At 68.2% G+C, this 12620-nt stretch carries 11 protein-coding genes; 9 read left to right on the forward strand and 2 right to left on the reverse strand.

Annotated elements, in window-relative coordinates; all coding sequences use genetic code 11:
• Window positions 1-18 precede the first annotated feature (18 nt).
• The 8 genes from E0H50_RS22950 (at window position 19) to E0H50_RS22985 (ending at window position 9996) form a co-directional block, all read left to right on the forward strand.
• Window positions 19-1422 (forward strand): cytochrome ubiquinol oxidase subunit I, encoded by a 1404-nt coding sequence (locus E0H50_RS22950; RefSeq protein ID WP_131291831.1) that lies wholly within the window; start codon window positions 19-21, stop codon window positions 1420-1422.
• A 10-nt stretch (window positions 1423-1432) separates the two neighbouring features.
• Entirely contained in the window at window positions 1433-2416 is a 984-nt protein-coding gene (gene cydB, locus E0H50_RS22955) for a cytochrome d ubiquinol oxidase subunit II (protein ID WP_131291833.1), read from the forward strand.
• Complete coding sequence (gene cydD, locus E0H50_RS22960) at window positions 2413-4038, forward strand: thiol reductant ABC exporter subunit CydD (RefSeq protein WP_131291835.1); 1626 nt, start codon at window positions 2413-2415, stop codon at window positions 4036-4038. The genes cydB and cydD overlap by 4 nt, the downstream gene beginning before the upstream one ends.
• Window positions 4035-5648, forward strand: coding sequence for a thiol reductant ABC exporter subunit CydC (gene cydC, locus E0H50_RS22965; RefSeq protein WP_131291837.1), 1614 nt, complete (start codon window positions 4035-4037; stop codon window positions 5646-5648). Before cydD ends, cydC begins: the two co-directional genes overlap by 4 nt.
• A gap of 43 nt (window positions 5649-5691) precedes the next feature.
• Window positions 5692-6903 (forward strand): signal recognition particle-docking protein FtsY, encoded by a 1212-nt coding sequence (gene ftsY / locus E0H50_RS22970; protein WP_202868279.1) that lies wholly within the window; start codon window positions 5692-5694, stop codon window positions 6901-6903.
• 72 nt (window positions 6904-6975) lie between these two features.
• The gene (locus E0H50_RS22975) at window positions 6976-7383 is read left to right on the forward strand and encodes a YciI family protein (protein WP_131291840.1); all 408 of its coding nucleotides are present in this window, start codon (window positions 6976-6978) and stop codon (window positions 7381-7383) included.
• Entirely contained in the window at window positions 7361-8569 is a 1209-nt protein-coding gene (locus E0H50_RS22980) for an RNA polymerase sigma factor (RefSeq protein ID WP_131291842.1), read from the forward strand. Before E0H50_RS22975 ends, E0H50_RS22980 begins: the two co-directional genes overlap by 23 nt.
• Window positions 8570-9453: 884 nt before the next feature.
• On the forward strand, window positions 9454-9996 hold the full coding sequence (locus E0H50_RS22985; protein ID WP_131291844.1) for a dihydrofolate reductase family protein: 543 nt from the start codon (window positions 9454-9456) through the stop codon (window positions 9994-9996).
• A 26-nt stretch (window positions 9997-10022) separates the two neighbouring features.
• Here the strand turns inward: E0H50_RS22985 and E0H50_RS22990 are convergent, their stop codons facing one another.
• Window positions 10023-10982 (reverse strand): asparaginase, encoded by a 960-nt coding sequence (locus tag E0H50_RS22990; protein WP_131291846.1) that lies wholly within the window; start codon window positions 10980-10982, stop codon window positions 10023-10025.
• 11 nt (window positions 10983-10993) lie between these two features.
• Window positions 10994-11569, reverse strand: a complete 576-nt coding sequence (locus E0H50_RS22995; protein ID WP_131291848.1) for a helix-turn-helix domain-containing protein — start codon at window positions 11567-11569, stop codon at window positions 10994-10996.
• A gap of 77 nt (window positions 11570-11646) precedes the next feature.
• Here E0H50_RS22995 and E0H50_RS23000 point away from each other — a divergent pair, with 77 nt between their 5' ends.
• Window positions 11647-12594, forward strand: a complete 948-nt coding sequence (locus tag E0H50_RS23000; protein WP_131291850.1) for an NAD(P)/FAD-dependent oxidoreductase — start codon at window positions 11647-11649, stop codon at window positions 12592-12594.
• The last annotated feature ends 26 nt before the right edge of the window (window positions 12595-12620 follow it).

The raw sequence follows: 12620 nt of genomic DNA on the forward strand, positions 1-12620 counted from the left end.
GGCTGGGAGGCCTTCCCGATGGACACGCTGGATCTGGCCCGGTGGCAGTTCGCGATCACCACCGTGTACCACTTCTTCTTCGTGCCGGTGACGATCTCGCTGGTCGCGATCACCGCCGGCCTGCAGACCGCCTGGTACCGGACCGGGAAGGAGAAGTACCTCCGGCTGACGAAGTTCTACGGGAAGCTGTTCCTGATCAACATCGCGATGGGTGTGGTCACCGGCCTGGTCCAGGAGTTCCAGTTCGGGATGAACTGGAGCGACTACTCGCGGTTCGTCGGCGACGTGTTCGGCGCTCCGCTGGCGCTCGAGGGGCTGCTCGCGTTCTTCCTCGAGTCGACGTTCATCGGCCTGTGGATCTTCGGCTGGGACCGGCTCCCTCGCCTGGTCCACCTCGGATGTATCTGGATGGTGGTGCTCGGCACGCAGTTGTCGGCGTACTTCATCCTCGCGGCCAACTCGTGGATGCAGAACCCGGTCGGCTTCCGCGTGAATCCCGAGCGGGGTAGGGCGGAGCTGACCGATCTGTGGGCGGTGCTGACCAACAAGGTCGTGCTGGTCACCTTCCCGCACACGATCTTCGCCGCGTTCATGGTCGGCGGCGCGTTCGTCGCCGGTGTCGCGTTGTGGCACCTGGTCCGTCGGCCAGATACGGATCGGGACGTGTTCCGGTCGGCGCTGAAGATCGGCGCGTCGATCGTCTTGGTGGCCAGTGCCGGTGTCGCGATCAGCGGGGACCTGCAGGGCAAGGTGATGACCGAGGTGCAGCCGATGAAGATGGCGGCGGCCGAGGCGCTGTACGAGACCGAGAAGCCGGCGTCGTTCTCGGCGTTCACGATCGGGACCCTGGACGGTTCGAAGGAGATCTTCTCGATCAAGGTGCCGTACCTGTTGTCCTTCCTGGCCACCGGGCACTTCGACGGTGAGGTGAAGGGGATCAACTCGTTGCAGGACGCGTACGAGCAGTTGTACGGACCGGGGTCGTACAAGCCGAACATTCCGCTGACCTACTGGACGTTCCGGTTGATGATCGGCGTCGGGATGGCGTCCGCCGCGGTCGCGCTCTGGCTGTTGTGGACCACGCGCCGCGGCAGGGCTCCGGCCCGCTGGCTGGTCTGGCTGGCGGCCCCGTTGCCGCTGCTGCCGCTGGCGGCGAACACGTTCGGCTGGATCTTCACCGAGACCGGTCGGCAGCCGTGGCTGGTCTTCGGTCTGTTGCCGACGGCATCGGGTGTCTCACCCGGTACAACGAGCGGCGAGGTGATCACGTCGCTGGTCGGGTTCACCGCGCTGTACGGCGTCCTCGCGGTGGTCGAGACCAAGTTGCTGCTGCGGACGATCCGAGGCGGGCTGGCCGGGACGGACGCACCGCCTGACGAGGCACCGGAACAGCCCGACAAACCACTGTCGTACGCGTACTGAGGGGTCTGTGATGGAACTGACGACTGTCTGGTTCGTCGCGATCGCGACGCTGTGGACCGGGTACTTCGTGCTCGAGGGCTTCGATTTCGGAGTCGGGATGCTGTACCGCGTGCTGGGCCGCAACGAGCCGGAACGCCGGGCCGCGATCAGCACGATCGGCCCGGTCTGGGACGGGAACGAGGTCTGGCTGATCATGGCCGGCGCGGCCACCTTCGCGGCCTTCCCGGAGTGGTACGCGACGCTGTTCAGCGGGTTCTACCTGCCGCTGTTCGCGATCCTGGTGGGGCTGATCCTGCGCGGCGTCGCGCTCGAGTACCGCGGCAAACGCGACGAGCCGGTATGGCGCGCGCGGATGGACGCGATGATCGTCACCGGGTCGATACTGCCCGCACTGCTCTGGGGCGTTGCCTTCGGCAACATCGTGCGCGGCGTACCGCTCGACGCCTCGCATGAGTACGTCGGCGGCCTCGGGACACTGCTCAACCCGTTCGCGCTGCTCGGCGGCCTGACCTTCGTCGCGGTGTTCGTGACGCACGGCGCGATCTTCCTCGCGCTACGGACGACCGGTGACCTGCGCGTTCGCGCCAACCGGCTCGCGACCCGCACCGGCGCTGTCGCCGCGGTGCTGATGATCGCCTTCCTCGCGTGGGCGCAGGCGTTGCGTGGCGACACCGTCTCGGTCGTCGTGACCGTCGCCGCGGTGGTGGCGTTCGCCGGCGGCCTGGTCGCGAACCTCGTGCGCCGGGAGGGCTGGGCCTTCGTCGGTACGACGCTCGCGATCGGACTGGCCGTGGTGTCGTTGTTCGTCGCGCTGTTCCCGGACGTGATGCCGTCAACACTTGATCCTGGATCAACATTGACGATTGTTGATGCGGCGTCGTCGGCGTACACGTTGAAGGTGATGACGATCATCACGGCGATCTTCATGCCGCTGGTGCTGCTGTACCAGGGCTGGACGTACTGGGTGTTCCGGAAGCGGGTCGTGGTCGCATGAAGCCGCTTGACCCGCGGTTGCTGAAGCGGGCCCGTGGCGCCCGGGTCTTCCTGGCCGCGTCGGTACTGATCGGAGTCGCCAGCGGTGTGCTGATCATCGTGCAGGCAGTGCTGCTCGCTCACGGCATCGCTGGCGTCGTACTGCGAGGCAGCTCGGTGACTGCTGTGGCCTGGGGTTTGGCTGCGGTCGTTGCGGGTCGGGCGTTGCTGGTGTGGGTGCAGGAGGTGGTCGCACAGCGGGCTGCCGCCGCGGTGAAGTCCACGCTGCGGCGGCAGGTGCTGGAGCACTCACTGAAGCTCGGACCAGTCTGGCTGAGCGGTGAACGCAGCAGTGCGCTGACAACCTTGCTCACAAAGGGCCTGGACGATCTGGACCCGTACTTCGCCCGCTACCTGCCGCAGCTCGTCCTAGCGGCCACAGTGCCCGCGGGCGTGATCGGCTGGATGGCAACCGGTGACCTGATCGCTGCTGGCACAGTGCTGATCACGCTGCCGCTAATCCCGATCTTCATGGCCCTGATCGGCTGGGTGACGCAGGCCCGCAGTCGGCAACGTCAGCACGCGCTGGCCGTGCTGGCGCACCACTTCGCGGATGTGGTCGGCGGACTGACCACCCTGAAGCTGTTCGGTCGCGCGAAGTCGCAGGAGTCCGCGGTACGACGGGTGACTGACCAGCACCGTGCTGCGTCGATGGGGAGCTTGCGGCTCGCGTTCCTGTCGTCGTTCGCGTTGGAGCTGTTGGCCAGCCTGTCGGTCGCCTTGGTCGCTGTTGGTGTTGGTCTTCGGCTGGTTGACGGAAAGCTCGGACTCGAGACTGCGTTGATGGTGCTGATCCTTGCGCCGGAGGCGTACCTGCCGTTGCGACAGGTGGGTATGCAGTTCCACGCGAGTGCGGACGGGGTTGCGGCGAGCGAGGAGGTGTTCCGCGTGCTTGAGACACCGCTGCCCGCGCGTGGCGAGCGCACCGACGTACCTGATCTGCGGGTGAGTCCGCTCTACCTGTACGACGTGACGGTGACCTACCCGGGGCGGGACGTGCCGGCGCTGCGGGGGTTCGATCTGGAGTTGCGGCCGGGGGAGGTGGTGGCACTGACCGGACCGAGTGGTGCTGGGAAGTCGACAGTGCTCGCCGCACTGCTCGGGTTTGTGGAGCCGGAGCGCGGTGTGGTCGTTGCTGCAGGCAGTGCGGCGGACGAGTTCGATCCGGTGGAGTGGCGCCGGCAGTTCGCGTGGGTCCCGCAGCGTCCTGGCCTGAGGTTGGGGACGGTGGCCGACAACGTGCGGCTGGGTCGGCGGGATGCGTCGGACGACGAGGTTCGCTTGGCGCTCATCACTGCGGGCGCCGGCGAACTGCCGTTGGACAAGACGGTTGGGGAGCAAGGGCAGCAGCTCTCAGGCGGCCAACAGCGTCGAGTTGCCCTGGCCCGTGCGCTGATCACCGACGCCCCGGTCCTTCTCCTCGACGAACCGACCGCCGGCCTGGACGCCGACACCGAAGCCGCCGTCATCACCAACCTCCGCTCCACCGGCCGCACAGTCCTCCTGGTAGCCCACCGCCCCACCCTGATCACCACCGCCGACCGCACAGTCACCGTAGGCACCCGAGAGCTGGTGAACGCATGAAGAGCCTGCAGTTGGCGCGCCCGCAGCGTGCCGTGATGTGGCGGCTGTTGCTGGCGCTGGTGCTTGGCGTCCTGGCTGCCGGGTCGGCTGTGGCGTTGCTCGCAACCTCGGCCTGGCTGATCACGGCAGCGTCCGCGCAACCGCCCGTGCTGCTGCTGATGGTCCCGATCGTGGCAGTACGTGCCTTCGGTGTGGGGCGCGGCGTCTTCCGGTACGTCGAACGGCTCGTCGGGCACGATGCGGCGTACCGGGTGCTGGGGGAGACCCGTGCGCGCATCACCGGGCGTCTGGAGAAGCTCGCACCACTCGGTTCGCAGCGGAAGGGTGATCTGCTCGCCCGGCTAGTGCTGGACGTGGATGCGGTCCTCGACCTCTGGCTGCGCGTCCTCCTGCCCGTTGCGGTCGCAGCCGTCACAGCAGCCGCCACAGTCGGTCTCCTCGCGCTATTGCTTCCAACAGCTGGCGCCGCCGTCGCGCTGGCAGTCCTGATCGCGTGCACCGTCGTACCGTGGCTGACGGCCCGCACCGCCGAGAGAGCCGAGCGCAACCTCGCTGGTGCCCGTGGTGACGTCGCAGCCACCACCACCGAGTCCCTGCTCACCGCAGCCGACGTAGTCGCCTACAACGCGATCGACTCTGTGCTGGACGACTTCAGCCGCCGCGACGCGCATCTGGCGGCCGCGGAACGCCGGTCCGCCTGGAGCGCCGGCCTTGGCAGTGCCCTGCTCGTCCTGTGCGTCGGCGGCGCCAGCGTGGCCGCACTGGTCCTCGGCAGTACGGCGAACATCACCGGCGCAGTCTTCGCCGTACTGGTCCTCACCCCGCTCGCTCTGGCCGACGTACTCGGCGGAATCCCGGCTGCCGCCCAACTGGCCATCCGGGTACGGGCGTCTCTCGACAGGGCGCAGGAACTTGTGGACACCCCCGCACCGGTCACCGAGCCGACCAGCCCGCTGCCTCTCCGAGCAGGACGCGACCTGCAGGTGAACCTGCTGCGAGCCGGGTATGACGGCGCCGACGTACTCACTGGACTCAGCCTGGACATGCCGGCCGGAAGCCGTGTGGTGATCACCGGTTCGAGTGGCTCGGGTAAGAGCACGCTGGCCTCGGTACTGCTCCGCTTTCTCGAGCCACGCGGGGGAGAGGTGCTGCTGGACGGCGTTGACCTGACCAGGCTCGAAGGCGACCAGGTGCGGTCCGTGGTGGGGCTGCTGACCCAGGAGAGCCATGTGTTCGACACGAGCATCCGGGAGAACCTGCTGCTCGCGAAGCCGGGTGCCAGCGACCTGCAGCTGTGGAAGGCGCTGTACCGGGCTCGGCTCGGGGTGCTCGTCGAGAAGCTGCCGGAAGGCCTCGACACTCTAGTAGGGGAGCACGGTGCGCGGTTGTCGGGTGGTGAGCGCCAGCGGCTCGCGTTCGCACGGCTGCTGCTGGCCGATCGCGACGTACTGGTGCTCGACGAGCCGACCGAGCACCTGGACGAGGAGACCGGTCGGGCGCTGCTCGCCGACGTGTTCGGCGCCGCGGCCGACCGGACCGTGGTCCTGCTCACCCATCGCCCCGAGTTGGTGCCTCCTCACGTACCGCGACAACTGGTTTGCCTGACGTGACAAATGCGGGCGGCGGGCCGGGTGTCTGTCAAGATGGGGAACCGTGACCTCACTGCTCGTTTCTCTGCTCACCGACCAGGCTCTGCTGACGATCGTCGTGGTGATCGCGGTCGTTCTGGTCGTCGGAACCACCGGTCTGGTCGTCGCCCGGCGCCGCCGCGCCGAGCTGCCGGCGGAGGCCGCCAAGCCCGCCGTCGAGGCTGCTGCCGAGGATGCTGCCGAGGCTGCCGAGCCGAAGGTCGGTGAGGACGCGGAGGAACCGCGGGACACCCCGACCCGCACGCTGGAGGACACCGAGCTACCGGAGCCCGCGGCGACCGCGACGATCGAGAAGCCCGAGTCCGCGCAGGGCCGGCTGGTGCGGCTCCGTGCCCGGCTGGCACGCTCGCAGGGCTCCCTCGGCAAAGGCCTGCTCGCACTGCTGTCCCGCGACAAGCTCGACGAGGAGGCGTGGGAGGACATCGAGACCACGCTGATCACCGCTGACGTCGGGGTGGCGCCCACGCAGGAGCTGGTCGAGAAGCTGCGCACCCGCATGCGCGTCGAGGGTGTCGGCGCCGCACAGGCCCGGGAGATCCTCCGCGAGGAGCTGATCGATCTGGTCGACCCGTCGCTGGACCGGTCGCTCAAGGCGAGCCGCAAGGACGGGCAGCCCGCCGTCGTGCTGATGGTCGGGGTCAACGGCACCGGCAAGACCACCACCGTCGGCCGCCTGGCCCGCGTATTGATCGCCGAGGACAAGAAGGTCGTCCTGGGCGCCGCGGACACCTTCCGCGCGGCCGCCGCCGACCAGTTGCAGACCTGGGGTGAGCGCGTAGGTGCCCGCACCGTACGCGGTCCGGAGGGCGGCGACCCGGCGAGCGTCGCGTTCGACTCGGTCAAGGAAGGCATCGCGGAGGACGCCGACGTCGTACTGGTCGACACGGCCGGCCGCCTGCACACCAAGACCGGTCTGATGGACGAGCTCGGCAAGGTCAAGCGCGTCATCGAGAAGGCAGCCGAGGTGGACGAGGTACTGCTCGTCATCGACGCCACCACCGGTCAGAACGGCCTCACCCAGGCCCGCGTGTTCGCAGAGGTCATCAACGTCACTGGGCTGGTCCTGACCAAGCTGGACGGTACGGCGAAGGGCGGCATCGTGATCGCGGTGCAGCGCGAACTCGGCGTACCGGTCAAGCTGGTCGGCCTCGGTGAGGGTCCGGACGACCTGGCCCCGTTCGAGCCCGAACAATTCGTCGACGCTCTGCTGGATTGATGGCTGGACTGATGTAGAGAAGCCCCGATCAGCTCCGTCTCCCGGGTAAAGGCTCTACTAGGAGGAGATGACATGACCAAGTTCATGCTGTTGATGAACATGGACGGCGGCAACTGCGAGACCCCGATGCTGGAGTGGGACGAGGCCGACATGAAGGCCCACATGGACCACCTCGGCGAGGGCATCGAGCGACTACGGCAGAGCGGCGAGCTGGTCGAGGTCCAGGGGCTGACCTGGCCGTCGCACGCCAAGGTGGTGCGGGCGGCCAGCGTGACCGCGCCGGTGCTGACGGACGGTCCGTACGCCGAGTCCAAGGAGGTCCTGGCCGGCTACACGATGATCGACGTGGAGTCGGAGGAGCGGGCCTACGAGATCGCGGCGTGGCAGTCGGCCGCACCCGGTCCGGGCGGCGTGCCGATCGAGCAACCGATCGAGGTCCGCCGCGTGATGGAGTCGGATGCCGATCTCCACGACTTCTGAACCGGACGGCGAGCTCGAGGACCTGCTGCGGGAGCTGACGCCGCGGGTCCTCGGTGCCGTCGTGCGCTGGTCCGGTGACTTCGCCGCGGCCGAGGACGCGGTCCAGGAGGCACTGCTCGCGGCAGCCACCACCTGGCCGCGGGACGGCCGGCCGGACAATCCGAAGAGCTGGCTGATCCAAACGGCCTCCCGGCGGCTGATCGACGAGGTCCGCCAGCAGCAGGCCCGTCGGCGCCGCGAGGAGCGGGCGGCGCTGCGGGAGGTACCGGTCGGCGAGGTCGAGGAGTACGACGACACGCTCCGGTTGCTGTTCCTGTGCTGTCACCCGACGCTGACACCGGCCTCGGCGATCGCCCTGACCCTGCGGGCGGTCGGCGGCCTCACCACGGCCGAGATCGCCACGGCGTACCTGGTGCCGGAGGCAACGATGGCGCAGCGGATCAGCAGGGCGAAGTCGAAGCTCAAGGGCTCCAGCTTCGAGCTGGACGCCGACCCGGACCGGCTGCGCAACGTGCTGCACGTGCTGTACCTGATGTTCAACGAGGGCTACACCAGCACCAGTGGCCCAGAGCTGCACCGCAGCGACCTCTCCAGTGAGGCGATTCGTCTGACTCGCGCCGTCCGGACTCAGCTGCCCGACGGACAGGTCACCGGGCTGCTCGCTCTGATGCTGCTGACCGACGCCCGGCGCGCAGCGCGGACCGGTAAGGGCGGGGAGATCATCCCGCTGGCTGAGCAGGACAGGTCGCTGTGGGACCACGACGCCATCACAGAAGGCGTCGCACTCGCGGTCGAGGCGTTCGGCACGCCTCCGCTGGGCGAGTACCAAATCCAGGCAGCGATCGCGGCGTTGCACGACGAGGTGGACCGCGCCGAGGACACCGACTGGCCGCAGATCCTCGGGCTGTACGGCCTCCTCGAGGACCTGTCCGGGAACCCGATGGTGAAGCTCAACCGCGCGATCGCCGCGGCCATGGTGGACGGACCGGACGCGGGCCTGAAGCTCCTCGCACCGCTGGACGACGAACTGGCCGGCCACTACCGGCTCGACGCCACCCGCGGACACCTCTACGAGATGCGCGGCGACCACGAGACCGCCGCCGAGCACTTCCGGGCGGCGGCCCGCGGTACGACGAGCCTGCCAGAACGCGACTACCTGATGACCAAGGCCGCGTCGCTGACCTAGCGTCCTGAGCCGGAAGTGACCTAGCGTCTTGAGCCGGAAGTTCGCGGCGAAATTCGGGACGGCGTTGACACGCGCTGACACGCACTGACACTGGCTGGAACCGGCTTCCCCGAACCAGCCCTCCTCGGTCCCGCTCCTCCCCAAACCGGTTTGGGGAGACTTTCCGCCAGGTCTGGGGAGTGCTACTGCCCGCTTCGGGAGGGCAGAACTCCCCACACGCCCCCTGTTGCACTTGCCGGCGCGGGCGGCTGCTCCGGGCCCGTGTCGCGAACGTCCGGCTCTGGACGGTAGTGCTGTGTCTGCGATTCGCGCGGCAAGGTCTGGATTCGTGGATTGCGGAACGTTTGGTGCTGGTGCTGGTGCTGGTGTGCGTGGGTCGGGTTGTTCTTGCGCTGGGCACCATGTGAGGGATCAACCCCTCGCATTGGCCTGGCGGCACCGCACATTGGCCTGGCCCCGCCGCGATGCACCGGTGTCAGCGGCCTTGTCGGCGACGCCGGGTCTGGGGAGGATTGCCCACCCAGAACCGGCTGCTGCACTCCCCGCACCCGCCCGCGCGGGATCCCCAGTGGGTGCCGGTGATCACCTTGAGCACGGGTCAACCAAAATTCGCCGCGGAACACGGTTGACCGGTGCCCAATGTGGCCACCGGCGCCCGAGGTGCCCCGCTGGCCGGAGCCGGCTCCGGACAGCGGGACGGACGGAACGACGGCTCGACCGCTCGACGGCTCGACTTATCGCGCGGGAGTCAGAAGCACGAGACCAGTGTCTTGCGCGCGGGATTCGTGAAGAGATCCAGCCGAACTGTCTGGTTTTGGGCAGACTCTTCGTCGCAGGAGCGAACGGCGCCTTCTGGCGCACCGAGGATCAAGGAGAGCTTTCCTATGCGACCGCTCATTCTCCGCTACGGCCTGTCGCTCGACGGGTATGGTTCGCCGCCGGCTGGTGTGCCAGAGGACTTCTTTCTCGAGTACGACGAGGACGAGGAGTTCGTCGCTCACATGGCCGAGGTGCTCGGCAGCGCCGGTGTGCACGCGATGGGGTCCCAGGCGTACCGGGACATGGCCGGCCACTGGCCCTTCCAGGACGGCCCCGAGGCTGAGGCGATGAACCGGATCCCGAAGGTCGTCTTCTCCCGGAGACCGATCGACACGCCCTGGGCGACGACCACGGTCTGCTCCGGTGATCTCGTCACAGAGGTCGAGGCTCTGAAGGCGCAAGACGGCGGTCCGATCCTCGCGCACGGCGGCGTGCGGTTCGCGCAGTCGCTCGTACGGGCCGACCTGGTCGACGAGTATCACCTCCTGGTCAACCCGGTCGCGCACGGCGACGGCGGGCCGCTGTTCACCGAGTTCACGAGGCTGAGGTTGGTCGATGTGAAGTCGTTCCCGAAAGGCAACCTCGCCCTGACCTACACCCGTCCGTAGCCCGAGTGGCGTTTCCTGGTGAGGAACTAGCAGTACTGCGCGAACCCCGCAGCGAGGTCGTCGTCTGTTGCCAGGAGCAGCCGGAGCAGCACGCGTGCCTTGTACGGGTCGAGGAACCCGCCGTCGATCAGGCCGCGCTGCAGCAGGTCGGTCTCCGAGCCGGGGGAGTTGTACGTGTTACGGACGATCGAGCCGGCGCCGGTGCGTGACGTGAGCACCACCGGCATCCGGGTCGCCAGCTCGCCGAGAACGGGTGCCAGCGCAGCAGGCACGTGCCCAACGCCGTACCCGGCGACGACGAGCCCCTGGTGTGTGTCGGCCAGGCCCTGCAGCAGCAGGCCGTCGTCGTCGAGTGTGACGGTGTAGAGCGCGACGCGGATGTTGTCGAGCTCGGCGGGCTCAGCACTGCCCTGTACGCCGTCCAGCCGCAGCGGACGCGTGAGTACGCGGACCTGGTCTTCGACGACATGCCCGATCGGACCGGTGTTCGGTGAGACGAACGTCGCCGTACTCGTGCTGTGCGTCTTGCGCACCCAGCGGGCCGCGTGGATCTCTTCCTTGAAGACGACCAGTGCGCCGAGGTCACGTGCCGCGGGGGAGCAGGCGACGCGCAGCGCGGCCAGCAGGTTCGCAGGGCCGTCAGGACCGGCCAGCGTCGGGTTGCGCATCGCACCGGTGAATACGAGCGGCTGCGGGTGCGGCCAGACCAGGTCGGCGAGGAAGGAGCTCTCTTCCAGGGTGTCGGTTCCCTGGGTGACGACGACGCCTACGGCCCCGGCGGCGACGGCCTTGGAGGCGGCGTCGACGACCTCGAGCAGCTTGGCGGCCGTCAGGTTGGCGCTGGGCACCTTCTCGATGTCCTGGACCTCGACCGGATGACCGAGCTCGCGCAGCCCCGGCATCGCCGCGGTCAGGTCGTCACCGGTCAGGCGATGGGTACCGGCCATCGAAATGGTCCCGCCCAGCGTGAACAACGCAACGCTCACTAGGTCTCTCCTCAGGTCGTGCGAGCTCGGACGTGCATCCGCTCCCCTTGCGGGCCGTAAAGACATAGCACCTCGGTCGGTCCAGGGCCCGGATTGGAGAACCAGTGCGGCACTCGGCAGTCGAACTCGACCGCTTCACCCTCCTTGACGATGAAGTCCTGGTCACCGAGTTTCAGCCGGATGCGGCCCGACAGCACGTAGAACCAGTCGTAGCCCTCGTGGGTCTTCTGCACCACGTCGTTGCCCGGGTAGCCGGCCGGCAGGATCTGCTTGAACGCCTGCAAGCCGCCCGGTCGCCGGCTCAGCGGGATGTGGATGGTGCCGTGCCGCTTGATCGGCTTCTGGTAGATCCGCGGGTCTCCGGTCGGCGGTGCGTCCACCAGCTCGTCCAGCTGCACCTGGTGCGCCCTGGCCAGCGGCAGCAGCAGCTCGAGCGTCGGCCGGCGCTGTCCGGACTCCAGCCGGGACAGCGTGCTGACCGAGATGCCGGTCGTCTCGGACAGCTGGGCCAGCGTGGTGCCGCGCTCGGTCCGGAGCGCCCGCAGCCGCGGACCGACCGACTCGAGGACGTCCTCGTCGTTTGCCATACCGGCAACACTACTTGTCGAAAATGAAAATCACCACGCATCCTCGAAGCACATCCTCGAGAGCATGGAGTGCAGAGATGACGAAGTACGACGTGATCGTGATCGGCGGCGGCGCGGCCGGGCTGAGCGGGGCGCTGGCGCTGGCCCGGTTCCGCCGGTCGGTGCTGGTGATCGACGACGGTACGCCGCGCAACGCGCCCGCCGACGGCGTCCACAACTTCCTGACCCGTGACGGCGTACCGCCCGGAGAGATCTACGCCCTCGGCCGCCAGGAGGTGCAGGGGTACGGCGGTGAGTTCCTGGACGGCACAGTGACCACTGCGTCGCGCGACGACGAGGGGTTCACGGTCGAGCTGGCCGACGGTACGACGTACCGGAGCAGGCGGCTGCTGGTGACGACAGGGCTGACTGACGTGCTGCCCGACGTACCTGGGCTGGCGGAGCGTTGGGGGAAGGACGTGGTGCACTGCCCGTACTGCCACGGCTGGGAGGTGCAGGACCAGGCCATCGGCGTGCTGGCGACCAGCTCCATGGCAATGCACCAGGTGCAGCTCTTCCGGCAGCTGAGTGATGACGTGACGTTGTTCCTGCACACTGCGCCGGAGCCGACCGAGGAGCAGTGGGAGGAGCTGGCTGCGCGTGGAATCGCCGTAGTACAAGGGAAGGTCGAGCAGGTCGAGATCACCGACGGCCGGATCACCGGTGTGCGGCTGGAGGGCGGGAAGGTCGTTCCGCGCCAGGCACTGGCGATTCAGACGACCATCCGTGCGCGTGCCGGCTTCCTGGCAGACCTGGGCCTGGAGGCCACTCTGGTCGAGGCGAACGGAGTAGAGGTCGGTACTGCGATCCAGGTCGACGGGATGGGCGCCACACAGGTCCCTGGCGTTTTCGCCGCCGGCAACGTCAGCAATCCGATGGCGCAGGTCATGCCGTCCGCGGCGGCCGGGCTGATGGCCGGAGCCGGTATCAACTTCGATCTGATCTCGGAAGAGACGCGTCTGGCTGTAGCAGCGCGCAGTAGTTGAGGAGTTGAATAGAGGCCGGGAGGGTG

Origin of the sequence: Kribbella sindirgiensis (assembly GCF_004331435.1) — a bacterium.
In the GTDB taxonomy this organism is placed as follows: domain Bacteria; phylum Actinomycetota; class Actinomycetes; order Propionibacteriales; family Kribbellaceae; genus Kribbella; species Kribbella sindirgiensis.

What these genes read in the sequence shown, in the direction of transcription:
- E0H50_RS22950 (WP_131291831.1), top strand. Translation starts at nt 19, where the DNA reads ATGGACACGCTGGATCTGGCCCGGTGGCAGTTCGCGATCACCACCGTG.
- cydB (WP_131291833.1), top strand. Translation starts at nt 1,433, where the DNA reads ATGGAACTGACGACTGTCTGGTTCGTCGCGATCGCGACGCTGTGGACC.
- cydD (WP_131291835.1), top strand. Translation starts at nt 2,413, where the DNA reads ATGAAGCCGCTTGACCCGCGGTTGCTGAAGCGGGCCCGTGGCGCCCGG.
- cydC (WP_131291837.1), top strand. Translation starts at nt 4,035, where the DNA reads ATGAAGAGCCTGCAGTTGGCGCGCCCGCAGCGTGCCGTGATGTGGCGG.
- E0H50_RS22975 (WP_131291840.1), top strand. Translation starts at nt 6,976, where the DNA reads ATGACCAAGTTCATGCTGTTGATGAACATGGACGGCGGCAACTGCGAG.
- E0H50_RS22980 (WP_131291842.1), top strand. Translation starts at nt 7,361, where the DNA reads ATGCCGATCTCCACGACTTCTGAACCGGACGGCGAGCTCGAGGACCTG.
- E0H50_RS22985 (WP_131291844.1), top strand. Translation starts at nt 9,454, where the DNA reads ATGCGACCGCTCATTCTCCGCTACGGCCTGTCGCTCGACGGGTATGGT.
- E0H50_RS22995 (WP_131291848.1), bottom strand. Translation starts at nt 11,569, where the DNA reads ATGGCAAACGACGAGGACGTCCTCGAGTCGGTCGGTCCGCGGCTGCGG.
- E0H50_RS23000 (WP_131291850.1), top strand. Translation starts at nt 11,647, where the DNA reads ATGACGAAGTACGACGTGATCGTGATCGGCGGCGGCGCGGCCGGGCTG.